This window comes from Flavobacterium plurextorum (genome assembly GCF_002217395.1).
In the GTDB taxonomy this organism is placed as follows: Bacteria; Bacteroidota; Bacteroidia; order Flavobacteriales; family Flavobacteriaceae; genus Flavobacterium; species Flavobacterium plurextorum.
In genome coordinates, this window is record NZ_MUHD01000056.1 from 1 (window position 1) to 19,336 (window position 19,336).

14 protein-coding genes are annotated in these 19,336 nt (G+C 32.3%); 5 read left to right on the forward strand and 9 right to left on the reverse strand.

The annotated features are described in order from the left end of the window. Positions 1-835: 835 nt before the first annotated feature. Positions 836-1,591 (reverse strand): lysophospholipid acyltransferase family protein, encoded by a 756-nt coding sequence (locus B0A81_RS21255; protein ID WP_089059876.1) that lies wholly within the window; start codon positions 1,589-1,591, stop codon positions 836-838. 174 nt (positions 1,592-1,765) lie between these two features. Between B0A81_RS21255 and trpS the strand changes: the two genes are divergently transcribed. Further along, positions 1,766-2,740 carry a tryptophan--tRNA ligase gene (trpS, locus tag B0A81_RS21260; protein WP_089059877.1) on the forward strand — a complete coding sequence of 325 codons (975 nt, stop codon included), beginning with the start codon at positions 1,766-1,768 and terminating at the stop codon, positions 2,738-2,740. 45 nt (positions 2,741-2,785) lie between these two features. On the opposite strand, the gene dprA is transcribed toward trpS, so the two are convergent. After that, a complete protein-coding gene (gene dprA, locus B0A81_RS21265; protein ID WP_089059878.1) occupies positions 2,786-3,886 on the reverse strand; it encodes a DNA-processing protein DprA in 1,101 nt (366 codons plus the stop codon). A gap of 238 nt (positions 3,887-4,124) precedes the next feature. Here dprA and B0A81_RS21270 point away from each other — a divergent pair, with 238 nt between their 5' ends. Next, positions 4,125-5,087, forward strand: a complete 963-nt coding sequence (locus tag B0A81_RS21270) for an HU domain-containing protein (RefSeq protein ID WP_089059879.1) — start codon at positions 4,125-4,127, stop codon at positions 5,085-5,087. A 135-nt stretch (positions 5,088-5,222) separates the two neighbouring features. Next, entirely contained in the window at positions 5,223-5,630 is a 408-nt protein-coding gene (locus B0A81_RS21275) for a hypothetical protein (RefSeq protein ID WP_089059880.1), read from the forward strand. Between the two features lie 115 nt (positions 5,631-5,745). On the opposite strand, the gene B0A81_RS21280 is transcribed toward B0A81_RS21275, so the two are convergent. The 6 genes from B0A81_RS21280 to B0A81_RS21305 form a co-directional block, all read right to left on the reverse strand. Then, positions 5,746-8,025, reverse strand: coding sequence for a helix-turn-helix domain-containing protein (locus tag B0A81_RS21280; RefSeq protein ID WP_089059881.1), 2,280 nt, complete (start codon positions 8,023-8,025; stop codon positions 5,746-5,748). A 104-nt stretch (positions 8,026-8,129) separates the two neighbouring features. Then, entirely contained in the window at positions 8,130-8,705 is a 576-nt protein-coding gene (locus tag B0A81_RS21285; protein WP_089059882.1) for an OmpH family outer membrane protein, read from the reverse strand. A gap of 234 nt (positions 8,706-8,939) precedes the next feature. Further along, positions 8,940-9,800, reverse strand: coding sequence for a class I SAM-dependent methyltransferase (locus B0A81_RS21290; RefSeq protein WP_089059889.1), 861 nt, complete (start codon positions 9,798-9,800; stop codon positions 8,940-8,942). A 295-nt stretch (positions 9,801-10,095) separates the two neighbouring features. Then, on the reverse strand, positions 10,096-11,967 hold the full coding sequence (gene mnmG / locus B0A81_RS21295; protein WP_089059883.1) for a tRNA uridine-5-carboxymethylaminomethyl(34) synthesis enzyme MnmG: 1,872 nt from the start codon (positions 11,965-11,967) through the stop codon (positions 10,096-10,098). Positions 11,968-12,385: 418 nt separating this feature from the next. Next, positions 12,386-12,805 (reverse strand): rRNA maturation RNase YbeY, encoded by a 420-nt coding sequence (ybeY, locus tag B0A81_RS21300; protein ID WP_089059884.1) that lies wholly within the window; start codon positions 12,803-12,805, stop codon positions 12,386-12,388. Further along, complete coding sequence (locus B0A81_RS21305) at positions 12,802-16,191, reverse strand: DUF4175 family protein (RefSeq protein WP_089059885.1); 3,390 nt, start codon at positions 16,189-16,191, stop codon at positions 12,802-12,804. The genes ybeY and B0A81_RS21305 overlap by 4 nt, the downstream gene beginning before the upstream one ends. 161 nt (positions 16,192-16,352) lie before the next feature. Here B0A81_RS21305 and gltX point away from each other — a divergent pair, with 161 nt between their 5' ends. Together gltX and B0A81_RS21315 are read left to right on the forward strand one after the other, a co-directional pair. After that, complete coding sequence (gene gltX, locus B0A81_RS21310) at positions 16,353-17,858, forward strand: glutamate--tRNA ligase (RefSeq protein ID WP_089059886.1); 1,506 nt, start codon at positions 16,353-16,355, stop codon at positions 17,856-17,858. A 132-nt stretch (positions 17,859-17,990) separates the two neighbouring features. Then, positions 17,991-18,971, forward strand: a complete 981-nt coding sequence (locus tag B0A81_RS21315) for an SPFH domain-containing protein (protein ID WP_089059887.1) — start codon at positions 17,991-17,993, stop codon at positions 18,969-18,971. Positions 18,972-18,993: 22 nt separating this feature from the next. On the opposite strand, the gene B0A81_RS21320 is transcribed toward B0A81_RS21315, so the two are convergent. Then, on the reverse strand, positions 18,994-19,236 hold the full coding sequence (locus tag B0A81_RS21320) for a DUF6327 family protein (RefSeq protein WP_089059888.1): 243 nt from the start codon (positions 19,234-19,236) through the stop codon (positions 18,994-18,996). Positions 19,237-19,336: the final 100 nt, after the last annotated feature.

A 19,336-nucleotide genomic window follows, 5' to 3' on the forward strand; every position in this document is an offset into this window, starting at 1 on the left:
ATGTATAATTATTCTAAAGATTTTCAGAATGAAATTATGCACTTTCAAAATCAAAAACATTTATGTTTCACCATTATTTTACTGATAATCATAAGTTTGTTTCTTGAAAAAAGCATTATCAATATAATTTCGGAAAATTTTAATAATTATAGTTTCTCGAAAAGAACATTTCTATCCTTAATTATAGTTTTTGATCTTCTAGGGCTGTTATTTTTCTTTACCAAAAACATGAAAATATCAGTTATTAGACGTAAAAACCAAGATTCTTCGGGTTTCGATAAGTTATGAAATAACTAAAAATGAATAGTTTACTGCTTTAAAATTAAAACCCTCCACACTGATAAACCTTTCCATTTTTTTATTTTTAAAAAAAAACAGAAAAACAACGCAACCATTTTCAAATTAACCCATCTAATAAATAAAATTAATATTTGGGCAGGTATTTGCCATAAATACCTATTCGACGGTTTTTAGAATAAATTTGGTTGGTTAAGGTACGAATCCGTTAGTTTTTGCTGACGGATTTTGCCACCTTATTATTTTTTCTATTCCTTGACGCAACCTTTTTCAATTTTTACAATCTACTATTATGTGACGTTAACTGAGTTTTAAACTCTTTATTACCAACCTTATAATATTTTAACCATGAAAGAGAAAATAGAAGTGTTGTACAGTAAAAACCGAAAAAAAACCAAATTGAAATTTAAAAAAGTGCTGCGTTTTATCTCAGAAAAAATAATTCATAGATAAACTTCTTTAAACATAAAAGGACGTTTTTAATTCAAAAAAGAAAACCCGATATCCTTTAAGCTTGAATATCGGGTTTTGTATATAATTATTTTTTAGAATCTTTCTTCTCAAACTCTAACAATTCTTTGTAAATCAATTGTCTGACTTTTTCTCTAAGCTCTTTTCGGTTTTCAGAAGTCAGCCCATTCGTTTCAACAAATGGTAAAACTTTTACCCTCATTTTTCCTGGACTTCCGCTAAAAAAAGTATATGAAAAACGTTCTTTATTGTCCGGATAAACGATTGGAACAATTGGAATTTGATGATCAATAGCCAGTCTAAAAGCACCATCTTTAAACTCATCCAGCAAAACACTTTCATCATCTGGAACTCCGCCTTCTGGAAAAATACAAATACTCAAACCTTGATTTAAACGACTCTGAGCACGTTTAAAAACCTCATTTTTACTTCGGGAAGAATTTCTGTCTACCAAAATACAAGTTCTTTTATAGAAAAAACCAAACAACGGAATTTTTACAAGTTCTTTCTTTCCCACAAAAACAAAAGGATTTTTTATGATAGCAAGCGTCAGCATAATGTCTGTCATCGAAGTATGATTAGCGACAATCATATAGCTTTTGTGCTTAATGAGTTTCTGTTCACGCTTTACTTTGTAATAAAAACCCATCCCGTAAAGGATAAATTTAGCCCAAATACGAGCCATTTTAAAGAAATAAGGATAACCCTTCTCTGAGAGAATAGAAATCACTAAAAACGGCAGCATAATAATTATTGGAATGGCCATTAAAACATAAAACCAAATACGCCATAAAATCCAAAAAACAATTTTAAATCCTTTCATGGTTTCAAATGTAAGAAAACAGAAATGAATTTTAAATAATACAACCCGAAGTATTTTTTTACCACGAAAAACTTTGTGTTCTCAACGGTAAAAACACCATCTGATAAAAAAATAAACTTTGTGGTTATAAAAAAACATCACGACATTTGCAAATACAGAATAAGAAAAACAAGAATGGCAAAAATACTTACTGGTGTTCAGAGTACTGGAACGCCACACTTAGGCAATTTATTGGGAGCGATTATCCCTGCAGTTGAGTTATCGAATAATCCAGCAAACGAATCTTATTTGTTTATAGCTGATTTACATTCAATTACACAAATTAAAGATGGTAAAACTTTAAGAGAAAACACATATAGTACTGCCGCTGCTTGGCTTGCCTGTGGTTTAAATCCTGATAAAGTTACCTTTTACAGACAATCTGATGTGGCTCAAACAACTGAATTGACTTGGTACTTAAGCTGTTTTTTTCCTTTTCAACGTTTGACTTTAGCACATTCTTTTAAAGATAAAGCAGATCGTTTAGATGATGTAAACGCTGGACTTTTTACATATCCGATGTTAATGGCTGCTGATATTTTACTTTATGATGCAGAATTTGTTCCAGTTGGAAAAGATCAGATGCAGCATTTAGAAATCACGCGTGACGTCGCTTCACGTTTCAATCATCAAATGGGCGAAACATTTGTTATTCCAGAAGTTAAAATTCAAGAAAACAGTATGTTAATTCCTGGAACGAATGGCGGAAAAATGAGTAAATCTGCCAATAATATTATCAATATTTTTCTTGATGATAAAATTTTACGCAAGCAAGTTATGAGTATTGAAACTGACAGCACACCGCTTGAAGATCCTAAAAATCCAGATACTTGCAATGCATTTGCTATCTATTCGTTATTAGGAACAGAAGAGCAAATTGCTGAAATGAGAGCAAATTATTTAGGCGGAAATTATGGTTATGGTCATGCCAAACAAGCTTTGTTTGAATTGATTACAGAAAAATTTAAAACAGAAAGAGAAAAATACAATTACTACATAAACAATCTTGATGAAGTTGATGCGCTATTGAAAAAAGGTGCAGCAAAGGCTTCTGTTGTTGCTGACGGCGTTTTGGCCAAAGTAAGAGATGTTCTTGGGTTTCAAAAATAATTTATCAAGCCTGACAGATTTAAAATCCTGTTAGGCTTTTTTGTTTTAAACCGCTTCAAACAACTTTCCTGGCAAAGGACGAATAATGCCCTTCAATTCCATATTTAAAAGTGTTCCCGATAATTTGAATAATGGCAGATCACATTCTATCGCAATTATATCCAGCAATTCTTTACCGTTTTTAAGTAAAAAATCATAAATCTTCTGTTCACATTCATCTAAATCCACAAACAATTGTTTCTGCACTGTTTTTAGCTTGTTTTTAACGTCCCAGTTCAAAATATAAACCAAATCGGCAGCAGAGGTCAAAACATTTGCTTTTTGCGTTTTAATGAGGTTATTACAGCCTTGACTGTATTTATCACTGACACGACCGGGAACAGCAAATACATCACGATTGTAATCGTTGGCCAAATGTGCCGTAATAAGCGATCCTCCCTTATCTGCAGATTCTATCACAATTGTAGCTTCACTCATTCCCGCAACAATGCGGTTTCGACGAACAAAATTTTCTTTATCAGGATTTGATGAGCTCCAAAACTCAGTAATAAAACCACCATTTTCCTCAATTTTCGCCATATACTTTTTGTGCGTTTTAGGATAAATTTGGTTTAAACCGTGTGCCAAAACTCCAATTGTCTGCAAATTATTTTCCACAGCCAATTGATGCGCCACAATATCAACACCGTACGCAAAACCACTTACAATTACAGGATCTAAAGGCACAAGATCTTCAATCAACTTCCGACAAAATTCAGTTCCATACGATGTTATTTGTCGTGTTCCAACTATGCTGATAATCTTCCTGTTTTTTAAATTTATATTTCCAGAAGAAAAAATCAACACCGGAGAATCAATACAATGTTTAAGTCTATCCGGATAATCATCGTCTTGAAAAAAAGAAACTTTCAAACCATCCGCCTTTATAAATTCAAGTTCTTTACTGGCTTTTTCAAATATAGTTTTGTCTTTCAAATTTTTCATTAAAACGCTTCCAACTCCATCTATAACAGCAATTTGATTTGATTTTGCTTTAAAAATAGTTTCAGCATCTCCAAAACTAGAAAGCAATTTTTTAGCCATTATATCCCCTACACCATCCACCTTCATTAAGGCTAATAAATAAAACAATTCTTGATCTGACATCTCTTTATAACATTATGTAAAATAGAAACAAAAACTAAAGCAATTTAATCGTACAAATATGAATAAAATAAAGTAATTTCTTAATAAATATTTAAATTTAACTTTCAGCACATTAATTAAAATGACAACAAAAAATCTTAAATTATTGAAAACGAATTGTCTATAAAAAAAGCCGAATTGTTAATAAAAATTGTGAATAAAATTTTGATAACTATATTCATTACCTAACTTTGTTTCTATGAAAATCGAAACTTACATCGCACAGTTATTGTATCGTTATCAGTGTGTAACGGTTCCAGGGTTTGGAGCATTTTTAACCGAAATTCAATCGGCACAGCTTAATGAAAGCACAAATTCATTTTTTCCGCCAAAAAAAATGATCTCTTTCAATAGTCATCTTAAAAATAATGATGGACTATTGGCTAATCATATATCGCATGCAGAAAGTACAACGTATGGTTTTGCTGTAAATGGTATTGCCGCTGAAGTTCAGAGTTGGAAAAAAACACTGGAAGAAAACGGAGTTATAAGTTTAAAAAACATTGGAGAAATCCGTCTTAATTCTGAAAGCAATATCATTTTTACACCAAATGATCAAACTAATTTTTTAACGACTTCATTCGGATTAAGCCCGTTTGTTTCGCCATTGATTAAGAAAGAGAATTTTAAGCAAAAACTGGAACAGCTTGAAAAAGAAAGCGTTTCGTTATATGAAAATGAAGAAGGAAGATCATCACGAACTTTCTTAAGATATGCTGCTATTTTTGTTCTTGGTTTAGGAATTACCGGAAGTATCGGATACCCGCTTTACCAAAATCAAATTGCGGCACAAACTCTTGTTGTAGAAGGTGTTGTACAGAAAAAATTTCAAACTAAAATACAAGAAGCAACTTTCTTTATTGAAAATCCTTTACCTGCTGTAACTCTTGCAGTTGATTCAGCAAAAGTAGAAGCACCTGCAGAAAAAGTAATGCCTTATCATATTATGGCAGGCGCTTTTAGAAGTGAACAAAATGCAAGAAAAGCTTATAACCAATTGATTAAAGATGGTTATCAAGCTAGAATGCTTGGAGAAAACAAACACGGCTTATTTCCTGTTTTATACGGAAGTTATGCTACCATGAATGAAGCGCAAAAAGCGCAAAAAGAAATACAAAAAGGCGAAAATCCTGATGCCTGGATTCTAGTCGAAAATTTATAAAAAACTAAAGCCTGTTCTACTCATTGAACGGGCTTTTTTTTTGCCCTATTCTCTCCTTAAAAAGTCCTCTTTAGAACCGTAATCTAGTAACGCAGGTATATTTTTGTTCTTCAACAATTTAAAGAACATTCTGCAATGAAACCAACTTTACAATTTTTATTCGCTTTATTATTCATTCTAAATTCCAATTCATTTTTTGCACAAGAAAAAACAGAAAAAGAAACTCAGAAAGAACAATCTGATTATACCAAAAAACTAATCAACGAGCGGCAAGCCTTAAAAAAAGAGCAAAAAAGAATTGATAATCATCTTCGAGATCTAAAAAATTCAGAAAAAGATATTGAAAACACCTCTAATAAAATCGAAAAACTAGAAGCGAAACAATCCAAACTGGAATCAAAAATCAATACTACATCATTATCTTCAGAAGATCTGCAAAAACAAAAAATTAAGATCAAAAAAGAAGATATTGAAATTGAAAAGCTTAAACTAAGAAAGATACAACAACAAAACAAAATGGAAAGTCTAAAAGCACAGTATTAAAACAAAAAATCCTATTTCAAATTGAATAGGATTTTTTGTTTCTCGTGGAACTTATAAAAGCTATTTGTAAAGTACTTTATAAACTATTAATTACCTTATAATCTATTTTATACAATTAATTTATACTGGCTTTAAACATTTTAAGTTCATCCCAACTAAACTCATCGCCGTGTTTTTCTTTTAAACCATTAAGCGATTCTTCTTGATAAAACTGAAAAGCTTCACGCAGCGCAAGAATTTTGTCGTAAGGAAGAACATCAGAAATATCAACTTTCTTGGCCTGAATAAGTTTTACCAAGTGCATTTCGACCGTTTGAACAGTCAATTTTCTAAGTCTTGCAATATCTTCAACAGAGTTTTTCTCCAGCCATAGTTCGTGGGTTTCTTCTACAGTGGTCTTTTTTGGGCCTTTTTCGGCTGTTTTATCCACTTTTTTAGAGATATAACGCGTTACTGGCTCTTCGGCTTGAAACATGTCTGTATTCGCCATTTTAAAGTCTTCTTTGATTCTAGAAACTTTATCTGTTTTATAATTTTTTATCGCTGGAGAAGTTAATTTTTCCTTGCAAATTGTTTCACGGGAAACGACTACTTCAATTAGTAATTTTGCCTTCATCAAACGCAAGACTGCTTTTGTTTGTAAATCATCCAATAAAGCTAATTCTTCGTAAAACTCTTTTACCTTTTTAAATTTTTGAATTTCAGCCATTTTACTCAAAAGGTCTGTAACTAATTTATCCATCGGCTTAAAAAAGTAATCATAAGCCGCTGTAACTCTTTCCTGCACAAACAACAAATCAACCGTTTCTTTACTGAATATTTTGTTTAGCTGCTGCACAAATTTCTCCGATGGATTTATAAGCGAATCTATTGTTTCCAAACGTTTATGAGCCCACGCAGAATGCTTAGATTTTTCGGAACTTGCAGCATTTTCATTATAACTAAAACGATGATTGCGCCATTCCTGCGCTAAATCTGCCCAATTGAAACTATTAATCAAATAGTTATGAATAAAATTTTTAGTTTCAAAATGAAGAGAATTCTTCAAAACATCTTCTGTTGCTTTGTTCAAAGAATAATCCATCACATCTTGATCGTTGGAAAGACCATTCATTTGTATCGGAGAAAGCAAAATAAGCCCATTTAAGGACGTTAACCGCGATAATGCTACATATGCCTGTCCAGGCAGAAAAACTTGCGATACATCGAGCGCAGCTTTCTCAAAAGTTAATCCTTGACTTTTATGCACTGTAATTGCCCAAGCCAATTTTAAAGGATAATGTGCAAATGTGCCTAAAACCTCCTCTTCGATTTCTTTTGTAAGTTCATTTACCTTGTATCGAATGTTTTTCCATTCGTATTTCTCTACTTCAATAGTTTTGTTCTCTTCTGGAAAATGAACAAAGATTTCTTCTGGTGAAAGTGATTTTATAACGCCCATTTTTCCATTGAAATAGCGTTTCTCAAAAGACAAATCGTTTTTAACAAACATTACCTGTGCACCCACTTTAAGTTTTAAACTTTCTTCAACTGGAAATATTTTTTCTGGAAAATCTCCAACTACAAAAGGCTGATATGTAAACTCATTTCCTGATAAATCATTGATTGCCTGTTCATTAATAGTGTCTGCCTTTGCATTATGCGTTGTAAGTGTTATAAAACCAGGATTGTTTTTTAAATCAAAATCCGGCTGAACATATTGATTTAAAACCTGTACATCTTCTTTTGTAATTTGATTATTACGCAGATTATTTAAAACAGAAATAAAAACATCATCGCTTTGACGGTAGATTTTAGATAATTCAATGTACAAAGGCGGATTCTGTGTGATAACGTGTGAATGAAAAAAGAATTTTCCTTTGTAATAATTGCGAAGTGTGCGCCATTCTTCATCCCGAATTACTGGCGGTAATTGCAATAAATCACCAATAAAAAGTACCTGAACCCCGCCAAAAGCTCGAGTATTTTTGCGAACTGTCTGCATCATAAAATCGATAGCGTCTAGTAAATCAGCGCGTAACATACTAACTTCATCAATAATCAATAATTCCATATTCCGAATCACGTTTCGCTTAACGTTATTCATCTTAAAATGCCTGCGCAGAGATTCTTTATTCTCGAATTTCACAGTTTCAGTAAACTGAGAACTTTCTTGATAAGTGGGCAAAAAAGCCGAAAACGGCAGCTGAAACATGGAATGAATTGTTACACCGCCGGCGTTAAGCGCAGCAATTCCCGTAGGAGCCACAACAACAGTATTTTTATGAGTAGTCGCAATGATTTCGCGCAGTAAAGTCGTTTTTCCTGTACCAGCTTTACCGGTTAAAAATATCGATTTTTGCGTTTGATTTATAAATTGCAAGGTATAAGCTGCAGCTTCTGAAACGTTTTGCATTAGGCGGGTATTAAAGGTCAAAAATATCGCATTTTTATAAAAGAAAAAAACCTAAATCAACTGGGTGATTTAGGTTTTTCAATTTAGTTAGTTAGTTTGGCAGTTTATTTTTTAGCCTCTTCTTTTACAGCTGGTTTATCTTCTGTTTTAGGAGAAGCTTTGTATTTATCATTCAAAGCTTTAACAACTTCTTTTGTAATGTCGTACTTATCTTCAGCATACAATATTGAAGCTGCATCACCAGTACCGTAGATATAAGAATATCCGTTTTTCTTACCGTAATCTTTAATAAATTTTTTAACTCCGCTTACTAGAGAATCCATTTCTACACCGCTCTCTTGCTGCAATTGCTGAGATAATGCTTGTTGAGCATAACCTAATTGCTGCTCTCTTTTTTGCAATTCAGCGCCTCTTTGCTGCGCCCATTGCTGACCATTAGCTTGTGCTTGACTTTGAAAATTAGCAGCGTCTTGTTTAAAACGAGTAATTTCAGCTTGAAGTTGTCTTCCCTTTTCTTCTGCTTGAGCTTTGTACTTAGCTTCAAGGTCTTTTGCTTCAGTGTACTCTTTCATTAAAACTGAAGTATCTACGTAAGCTGTTTTTACTTCCTTAACTTCGGCTGCTTTATCACATGAAACAACAAAAATTGAAAGTGCGATAATTACTAATGCTTTTTTCATTTCTAAATTTCTATTTTTTTTAAAGTATTAAAGACAAAAATATAAAAAAATAAATAGCATCCACATAAAGTTTAAAAAATGCTAAAATTTTATGATATTGGTTTTATTTATCGAGTTAAAAGCTACTATAAAATATCACTATTAAAAGTGGCTTTCACAGCTTTTCTCAGAGGAATTATCTCAAAAAAGACAATACAAACCCTCGGTTATCCTCGAAAAACGCCTTAAATACGCTTATTTTGCGTTTTGGTTGTTTTTTAGCACATAAATATGCGACGAATACTCTTTTGTACTTGACGCTTTTAAATTTGATCGCAATCCGATAAAAAATGCACTAATAAAATTCATTTTTCCAGTTTTGTATTTTTCTGATAAAAGACTCACATAAAAAGAATCAAATTTCATTGGCAGAACCTTTTCTAATTTCATATCAACTTTTTCAAAAAGTGATTGAATTGATTTTTTTGAAAAATGCCAAAAATGAATTGGCACATCATAAGCTGCCCAAAAAGATTTATAATATTCCGCATCAAAAGATTTAAAGTTTGGAACCGCAACAATTAATGTTCCAGTTGGTTTCAATAATCGTTTCAATTCTTGAATCTGGAGTTCTAAATTTGGTACATGTTCTAAAACATGCCACATTGTTACAATATCAAAAGAATGACTTTCGAGATCACTAATTTCATGCACAAACGAAATCCCTTTTTGAATTGCAATATTTTTTGCTCTTTCGCTTGGCTCTACTCCAACAGTTTCCCAACCATCATTCTTTGCAGTCAATAAAAAATCACCTGTTCCGGCACCAATATCTAAAATTCTTCCTTTATGAATTTGTTCAGCATTGATTAAATTCAGTTTATTCTTTAAAGCAATATTTTTTACAAAATGATATGCTTTCTCAAATAACGAACGTTTATTGTCTGTATGCGAAATATAATCTTCACTTTCGTAATATCTTCCCAAATTTTCTAAATCAGGCTGCGGTGAAGTAATCAGCATATCTAGATTTTCATCATAATATAAATCGAAAATTTCTTTTGAAACAGAATGATCTTTTACAGTAAGAAAATGTTTTTTGTTTAAAACGTCCATTTTTAAATTAATAGTTTTAGTAGGTGCGTATAATTTAGACAAACCGAAGCTCGACTAATCTTGATTTGATATGATTTCAAAATTGCAAAAGATGGACAATTGTCCATCTCTACAATTCTATAATTTATTCTCTATTTTTTTCATAAAACGATATTTTTATAAAAATCGTTTCACGTGGAACAAAATTATTCTTTTCAAGTTTACATTGTTTTAAGTTCTAAGTTCATTCAGAACAAAACAAAACAAAATTTCAGATTCCAATATACTTTGAAACCTGAAACTTGAAATAATTTATTTATCGTCCCATATAAATTAAAAGCACAGAAATATCACTTGGCGATACTCCGCTGATTCTTGAAGCTTGAGAAATTGTAACTGGTCGAATTTTACCCAATTTTTGTTTTGCTTCAATCGACATTGACTTAATTTTATTATAATCGAAATTCTCTGGAATTTTTACTTCTTCTAAACGAGTTAACTTATCCGCGTTATTTCTTTCCTTTTCGATATAACCAGAATACTTAACTTGAATTTCGGCTTGTTCTAATATTTCTCTGTCTAGATCATTCTCCTCAACATACGCTTTCACTTTTTCGAATTTCAGCATATCTTCTAAATCAATCTGCGGACGAGAGAAAACTTTAAACATTTTATCACCTTGGGTAATTGGTGCCGTTTCCTTCGCTTCTAAAATTGGATTTGTCTCTGCGACCGAAACACTTGTTTCTTTAAAAAATGCAACCATCTTTTCAGACTCGTTTAATTTCTTTTCCATTCTTCGCAAACGAGCTTCAGAAGCAAGACCAATTTCATGAGACATTGGCGTTAATCTAAAATCTGCATTATCTTGGCGCAATAAAGTTCTATACTCCGCTCTTGATGTAAACATACGATATGGTTCTTCGGTTCCTTTCGTAATCAAGTCGTCGATCAAAACCCCAATATAAGCTTCATCACGTTTTAAAATTAATGGCGCTTTTTCATGCACTTTCAAATGCGCATTTATTCCGGCCATCAAACCTTGCGATGCTGCTTCTTCATATCCTGTCGTTCCATTAATTTGTCCAGCAAAATATAACCCTTCAACCAACTTCGTTTCCAAAGTATGTTTCAATTGTGTCGGCGGGAAATAATCATACTCGATTGCATAACCCGGACGAAAGAATTTCACTTTCTCAAAACCAGCAACAGAACTCAACGCTTTAAATTGAATATCTTCTGGAAGCGAAGTCGAAAATCCGTTTACATAAACTTCACAAGTATTCCATCCTTCTGGCTCAACAAAAAGTTGGTGACGTTCTTTATCCGCAAAACGATTAATCTTATCTTCAATCGACGGACAATATCTTGGACCCAAACTTTTGATTCTTCCGTTGAACATTGGCGAACGATCAAAACCTTCTCTCAAAATATCATGAACTTCAAGCGAAGTGTATGTCATGTGACAAGATCTTTGATGTGTCAACGGAACAGTTAAATCCGAATAAGAAAACTTATCCGGTTTCGCATCTCCTTTTTCTTCATTCATTTTAGAATAATCCAAAGAACGTCCATCAACTCGCGGCGGCGTTCCTGTTTTCATTCTTCCAGCTTCGAATCCAGCTTTCACTAAATCTTCAGTAATTCCAGTTGCAGCACTTTCGCCTGCTCTTCCTCCACCGAATTGTTTTTCCCCAATATGAATTAATCCGTTCAAAAAAGTTCCGTTTGTCAACACTACAGATTTTGAACGAATTTCAACTCCAAGCGAAGTTTTGATTCCTTTTATCTTTCCATTCTCAATAATCAACCCTTTTACCATCTCTTGGTAAAAATCTAAATTTGGAGTCCCCTCCAACATCATTCTCCATTCCTCTGCAAAACGCATTCGATCACTTTGAACTCTTGGCGACCACATTGCCGGTCCTTTTGATTTATTCAACATCTTAAACTGAATTGCAGTTCGATCTGATACAATTCCAGAGTAACCTCCAAGTGCATCAATCTCACGAACGATTTGTCCTTTCGCAATTCCTCCCATTGCAGGATTGCATGACATCTGAGCTATATTCTGCAAACTCATTGTAACCAATAAAGTTTTGGATCCCAAATTTGCGGCCGCTGCCGCGGCTTCAGATCCTGCATGACCAGCACCAACTACAATAACATCGTATTCTTCTAAAAACATTTTGTTTTATTATTCTCTGCAAACCGGTTAAGGCGATTCTCAGAATTAACTTTTATCTTCTTTGTTCCACGTGGAACTTTTATTTTACTTCAAGTTTCAGGTTTCAAGTTTCAGGTTTCAGGTTTCAGGTTTCAGGTTTCAGGTTTCAAGTTTCAAGTTTTAAAACAACTTAAAAGTTCCACGTGGAACGCATTTATTTTCCACTAAAATCAAAATCTAAAACTAGATGTTTCACGTGAAACATTCTATTACTTCCTTCTTGTCAGAATTAAATTTTACATGTTCCACGTGAAACACTTTTTAAAAACAATTTTAAATAAAAACGTTTCACGTGGAACAATTACTAATTCTCGATTTCAATATTCACAACTTAATCTCGAAGACTCGAGAGAAACAATAAAAACTTGAAATAAGATTTTTACTGTTCCACGTGAAACATCGCGATTTTCTCATCTTCTTTAGAGCGCATAAGTTCTGCTTCAGCATCGCTTTTGTCTTTATATCCACAGTAATGTAATATACCGTGAGCAAGTACACGCTTCAGTTCTTCCTTAAAAGAAACATTAAAATCTTTCGCGTTATCTTCTACTCTTTCAACAGAAACAAATATATCTCCGTTTAATTCGTTGCCAACTGTATAATCAAAACTAATAATATCAGTTAGTGTGTCGTGATCTAAATACTCTACATTAATTTTATGAAGATAATCATCATCACAAAAAATATAATTTATTTCTCCTTCGTTTTTATTTTCAGAAACTATTACAGCACTTAACCAATCAGAAAAGGCTTGTTCGTTGTCTAAAATAAATTCTGTTTCGTAATTAAAATTGATCATTTTGTATTAAAATATTCTTGAACCTTTTGATTAAAATTCGAGCGCAAAGGTAGTGATTGTCTGTTTAATATCTCTACACTGTTTAAATAATCCGTCAACGAACTTGGTAAAGCATTTGAACGATTAGAAAACTCAGCTTTATTTGTTTCGGATTGTCGCTTTGTGTCTTGTCCCTGTTCCTGAACTGCATTGTTTAATTTTAGTAATTCTTGTTGAATATTTAAAATACGTTGCAGATTTTCATTCTTAAAACCTTTATTTAAAATCTGTTTTTCCGATGCTTTCATCTGATCAATAACTGATTTACCTTGCATATCTAAACCCTGTTTTGCTAATTCTTTTTGCAATGCTTCACGAAGTTTAACTTGCTCTTTGTATATTTCCATTATCTTTTCAGCATCACCTTCACCGTCATTATCATTACTTTCTTTCTCTCCTTTGTTGTTTCCTTGACCACTTTTACCATCACCCGCTTTTCCTTGTCCCGTCTTTCCTTGTCCTTCTTTACTTTGATTTTGTTTTCCTTCTCCCTCTTTTCCTTCTCCATTATCACCTTGTTGACTATTACCTGGTTTACTTCCCTGCTTCATTCCGTCCTTCATTTTCTCGGCGAGACCTTTCTGTTTTTGAATAATATCTGGCAGCTGCATACCTTGACCATCTCCTGGTTTTGGTTTTCCAGCTCCAGGTTTAGACATAGACATTTGCATATTATTTAATAAATCACTCAAAAAATCAGCCAGCTTGTTTGCAGAAGAAACCGAGTATTGCTGATGTGAAACTCCTTTCGGAATCTGAACATCTGTTAAAGTTTCAATTGCTTTATCCATATTATACTGCACATTGCCAATTTCCTTTGTAACATCTTCAGCAACTTTTGGATTTCTAAGTGATAATGCAAACAAACTATCATCAATATGTCTGAACTGCTGCTTTAAATTTTGCTGTATTTTTATGTTCTTTGTATATGCCGAAGAACCCAATTTCATAGATTTAAACTGTTTCATAACGTCCTCTTGAGACAATGAAAATGCTAAAAGATTATCAAGAATCTGACGAAGCATTGCAACATCTTCCTGCAATTGTTCTTGTTCACCTGCTTCCATAGTAGATTGCATTTGCTCTGCCATAGATTTCATTTTCTTAGAAGCATTCTTTTGCTTTGGCTTAGCAGATTCTGTATTCTTTTTACCAAGTTCTTCCGAAGCTTTATTCAAATCGTTCTCTACTTCTTTTTCTTTCGATGCGTCTTTAGGAATATCTAAAGGAGATTTTAATGAGTTATTTTCCTGCTTCAAATCTTTTAAATCTTCTTGAATTTTATCAAAAGACTTATTAATTTCATCTTGTTTCTCTTTGTTGTTTTCTTTACTATTTGAAAGTTGCTCTTGCTTTTCTGCTAATTTATTCAACTTTTCAGCAACCTGCTCTGCTTTCTTTTCTACATAAAAACGCTTTGTTAATTCGACTAATTGTTCTAAATTACGAGATTGATTCTTGCTTATTTGTTTGAATTTTTCCATCTTATCAAACAACTCTTCACTGTTTAATTTATCATTTAGATTCTTCAATTCATCCATTAATTTCTGATTCTTTTCTAAATCTTTCTCTGCATTGTCTAAACGTTTTTGTAAATCATCGGCAGTTTTATCTTTCTTTTCAGATTGAAACTTATCTAAATTTTTATTCATCTTTTCAGCAAATTGCTTCATCAACTCATCCTGCTGCTTCTGACGTTTGATAAAATCGTTGATCTTTTGCTGATCTTTAAACTCTAAATTATCCTTTTCTTTGCCTGTATTTTTCAGTTTATCCATTTCAGAAAACTGCTTTTGCTGATTCTTCAATGACTTAGATAAACTATTAATATTAGCATTTTGCTGTTGCAATTCGGCATCGTGAATTTCATCAACTGTAGAAACACGATCAGAAAACGTAGATGACTTTGCGCTCTTAAATCCATGCAGTGCATCATTATCAAAAATCTCAAAATAGTATTCGTAAGATACTCCTTCTTCAACCGCAAGATTACTTGGAAAATTAAAAACAAACTGATCGAATACTCCTTGTTTTACAGGAATAGTTCCACGTTTGGCAGTGTTAGGTTTTCCATGTTCATAATAAACAACCTGCAGTTTTGATAATCCATAATCATCACCCAATCTTCCTAAAACATAACTTTTATCCAGCTTTAAACTATCAGGAGCAGGCGAAACAGCGATCGTTGGAAACTGATCTTTGATAACTGACAACTGATAATCTAACTTTTCATAGTTTTTAACCTTATTATTTGAAGTAAGAATTTGATAATCTGTGTTTTGACTAATATTCTTAGCCAATTTAAACTCATTTTCAGCCTTATTAAACTTAAAAGTTGAGCTTTCATCCTTCCACACTACTTCTTGAGTAGATTGAGTTTTCATTCTCCAAGTTACAACGGTTCCTTCAGGTACAATAGCATTTCCAGTACCTTGAATTATTTCAGATTTCTTTTTCAAGTAAGATGGAAAATTCAAAATCATTTCGAAGTTCGCAATTGATGGAACTGTAATAACTTTTAATTCATATTCATTTGATGAAACTGAATTTCCTTCCAAAGAAAACTGAACATCAGTTGTTGGTTTTTCAATCTTAAACTCAAACTTTCCTGTTTGAGAAGATTCCATAAAATAGCTTTCATTCCCAATATGAATCATTACATTTTCAGGAACAATATTACCTTCAGTTTCAACTTTTACAACAAAATCTTTATTTTGTTCTGTTTGAAGATTACTGTTTAAAACCACAAATTTAAAAGGAGCTGGCGGCAAAAACGAAGCATTAAAATGTACTACTCTATTAAAACTCTGCGAAATTATATTGCTGTTTCCGGAAACAAAAAAGACTGCAAACAGCAAAACTGGAATTAAAGCTAGTGGTAAATACTTTTTATTTGATTTAAAATTGATTGCATTTCCAAACGGAATTGGCTGCAATGAATTTGCTTTTTGCTCAATCGAAGCTAACATTAATTCTGAACTTTCAGCTGAATTTTCACTTGAAGAGAGCTGCAAAAAGTTTGTCAGTTTATCACTAACTTCAGTAAAATGATTCCCAATAATAGCTGAAGCCTGATTATAATCAATTCCTTTTTGAAGTTTAAAAAGTTTAAAAATTGGAAATAAAATAAATCGAAACAATAGAAAAACTTCTACTCCAATAAATACCCAAAACAAAAGTGTTCTTCCTGTAGGTTTTAACCAAAGAAAATACTCAACAAAAAGGGTAAAAAGAAAATACAATAAACCGAAACCAATAAAAAGAAGTGCTCCTTTTATCAATTCATTCATATAATATTTCTTTATAAATCCTTCTAACTTCTGATATATTGCAGATGATGTTTTCAATGTGAATCTATTTTATTTATAACCCATAAAAGTACTAATTTTAATTAGAAAATGATCCATGAGAAAATTAGTCAATTAAGCTACAAACAATACATTATCTAATTAAACTCATTTTCTAATTCTCTAATTAGAATCGTATCTTTGCAACAAAATTTAAACAAATGTCAAAGCAAGTTCGTGTGCGTTTTGCACCAAGTCCAACTGGACCATTACATATTGGCGGAGTTCGTACTGCCCTATTTAATTATTTATTTGCAAAAAAACATAACGGTGTTTTTTATCTGAGAATTGAAGATACAGATCAGACTCGTTTTGTTCCAGGTGCAGAAGCTTATATAATGGAAGCTTTGGAATGGTTAGGAATTTCTCCTGAAGAAACCGTTGGTAAAAATGAAAAATTTGGTCCGTACAGACAAAGTGATCGTAAAGATTTATACCAAAAATATGCTGACCAATTGATCAATTCTGATTGGGCATACTATGCTTTTGATACTCCAGAATCTCTTGATACTTTGAGAAAAGAACAAGAAGCTGAAGGAAAAACATTCATTTACAATCATACGAACCGTGAAAAGTTAGACACATCATTAGTAATTTCAGCTGACGAAACTGCTAAAAGAATTGCAAATGGCGAACACTTTGTAATTCGTTTTAAAACTCCGGTTGATGAAACTTTACATTTAAAAGATATTATTCGTGGTGATGTGAAATTTGAAACGAGTTTACTTGATGATAAAGTTCTTTTTAAAAGTGACGGAATGCCAACCTATCATTTAGCTAATATTGTTGATGATCATTTGATGGAAACCTCACATGTAATTCGTGGAGAAGAATGGCTTCCATCGATGCCGCTTCACGTGTTATTATACAGAGCTTTTGGTTGGGATGCTCCAGAATTTGCACATTTACCACTGATTTTAAAACCTGTTGGAAACGGAAAATTATCTAAAAGAGATGGTGATAAACTAGGATTTCCTGTTTTTCCACTTGAGTGGAAAACTGAAGAAGGTATTTCATCTGGATATAGAGAGAAAGGATTCTTCCCAGAAGCTGTTGTAAACTTCCTTGCTTTGTTAGGTTGGAATGACGGAACGGACAAAGAATTATATTCTTTAGAAGAATTAGTTGAAGCTTTTGATTTGAATAGAGTTCACAAAGCAGGAGCAAAATTTGATCCAGAGAAAAATAAATGGTTCAATCATCAATACTTAATCAAACAAAATGATGCTGATTTAGCGAAAAGCTTCTCTCCTATTTTAGAAGAAAAAGGTTTCTCGACTTCGCTCGAAGTGACAACTCGCATTGTATCACTTATCAAAGAAAGAGCAAACTTTGTTTCAGATTTTTGGGACTTAACTGATTTCTTTTTCCAGGCTCCAACATCTTATGATGAAAAAGCAAGCAAAAACTGGAAGGAAGAAACTCCAGCTTTAATGCAGGAATTGATTTCAGTTTTAGAAAATATTGAAGATTTTAGTTCTGCAAATATTGAAACAATCGTGAAAGATTGGTTAACTAAAAACGAAATTGGAATGGGTAAAGTTATGCAGCCTTTCCGATTAAGTTTGGTTGGAGCTCTTAAAGGTCCTCACCTATTTGACATTGTTGAAATCATTGGAAAAGAAGAAACTATTTCAAGAATTCAGAAAGCGATCGAAAAATTATAATAAATTTTCAATTCAAAATAGAAACGCTAAGAAACATCTAACAAATGTTCTTAGCGTTTTTTTAGTGCTTAAAAACTATATTTTAGAAGAATTTTCGTAAATTCCCAAAATCATAAACATAAATTAAAAACCATGAGTACAGCATTTATTATCTTATTAGTATTGGCATTCTTCATTTTCATGTCGTCTTTCTTTACTGTAAAACAACAAAGTTCAGTTGTTATAGAGAGATTTGGAAAATTCCACAGCGTGAGAAATTCGGGATTGCAATTAAAAATTCCAGTTGTTGATAGATTAGCCGGACGTGTAAATCTTAAAATCCAACAGTTAGATGTTATTATTGAAACTAAAACCAAAGACAACGTTTTTATTAAAATGAAAGTTTCGGTTCAGTTTAAAGTAATTCAAGATAAAGTATATGATGCCTTTTATAAACTAGAATATCCTCACGATCAGATTACTGCTTATGTATTTGATGTTGTTCGTGCTGAAGTTCCTAAACTAAAATTAGATGATGTTTTTGAAAGAAAAGACGATATCGCAATTGCAGTAAAAAGAGAATTAAACGAAGCGATGACTACTTACGGATACGATATCATCAATACATTGGTTACAGATATTGATCCAGATATTCAAGTAAAAAATGCAATGAACAGAATCAACGCTGCTGATAGAGAAAAAACTGCTGCTGAATTTGAAGCTGAAAGTTCAAGAATTAGAATTGTTGCAAAAGCAAAAGCTGAAGCTGAAAGTAAACGTTTACAAGGTCAAGGTATTGCAGATCAACGTCGTGAAATTGCTAGAGGATTGGTAGAAAGTGTTGAAGTATTAAACAATGTTGGAATTAATTCACAAGAAGCTTCTGCTTTAATTGTTGTTACACAGCATTATGATACATTACAAGCAATTGGAGCTGATGCAAATTCAAACTTAATATTACTTCCAAATTCACCACAAGCAGGAAGTGATATGTTGAATAATATGGTTGCTTCATTCACAGCATCAAACCAGGTTGGTGAAATGATGAAGAAAAACAATAAAAAGATTGAAAAACCAAAACCAATTCAACCACAATCTGGTTACGAAGATGACATTCAACCTGAAGTTAAATAAATAACTAAAAGAAAAAAGAGGCTTAATTGCCTCTTTTTCTATTTATAAACCAACCTATTACATACGGTAAAACAGATTGAAGTATCTTGGTGTAAGAATTTGAAAAATAATCTGTGTATGATGAAATAAAACCGTTTACAATATTTTGCGGTGTTATACTTTCTTTTGTTTTTTGAACATTTAAAACTAACTTTTGATAATTAATATCTTTTTCTAATTTTAAAATTTCTAAATCTCTGTATGAAGAGTACTTTTTTGTTTCCATAACTTATTCATTAAAAAAGATTTCTGAAAATTTCTCTAAAATTGGTCCTTCCACAAACTTATCTTTTATAAAGAAAAGTAAAACTGTAAATACCAAATAG

Bases quoted from the DNA above. Each gene is read 5' to 3' on its own strand.
- B0A81_RS21270 (WP_089059879.1), top strand. From the start codon at position 4,125: ATGAAAATCGAAACTTACATCGCACAGTTATTGTATCGTTATCAGTGT.
- B0A81_RS21290 (WP_089059889.1), bottom strand. From the start codon at position 9,800: ATGGACGTTTTAAACAAAAAACATTTTCTTACTGTAAAAGATCATTCT.
- dprA (WP_089059878.1), bottom strand. From the start codon at position 3,886: ATGTCAGATCAAGAATTGTTTTATTTATTAGCCTTAATGAAGGTGGAT.
- B0A81_RS21285 (WP_089059882.1), bottom strand. From the start codon at position 8,705: ATGAAAAAAGCATTAGTAATTATCGCACTTTCAATTTTTGTTGTTTCA.
- trpS (WP_089059877.1), top strand. From the start codon at position 1,766: ATGGCAAAAATACTTACTGGTGTTCAGAGTACTGGAACGCCACACTTA.
- ybeY (WP_089059884.1), bottom strand. From the start codon at position 12,805: ATGATCAATTTTAATTACGAAACAGAATTTATTTTAGACAACGAACAA.
- gltX (WP_089059886.1), top strand. From the start codon at position 16,353: ATGTCAAAGCAAGTTCGTGTGCGTTTTGCACCAAGTCCAACTGGACCA.
- B0A81_RS21255 (WP_089059876.1), bottom strand. From the start codon at position 1,591: ATGAAAGGATTTAAAATTGTTTTTTGGATTTTATGGCGTATTTGGTTT.
- B0A81_RS21280 (WP_089059881.1), bottom strand. From the start codon at position 8,025: ATGCAAAACGTTTCAGAAGCTGCAGCTTATACCTTGCAATTTATAAAT.
- B0A81_RS21320 (WP_089059888.1), bottom strand. From the start codon at position 19,236: ATGGAAACAAAAAAGTACTCTTCATACAGAGATTTAGAAATTTTAAAA.
- B0A81_RS21315 (WP_089059887.1), top strand. From the start codon at position 17,991: ATGAGTACAGCATTTATTATCTTATTAGTATTGGCATTCTTCATTTTC.
- B0A81_RS21275 (WP_089059880.1), top strand. From the start codon at position 5,223: ATGAAACCAACTTTACAATTTTTATTCGCTTTATTATTCATTCTAAAT.
- mnmG (WP_089059883.1), bottom strand. From the start codon at position 11,967: ATGTTTTTAGAAGAATACGATGTTATTGTAGTTGGTGCTGGTCATGCA.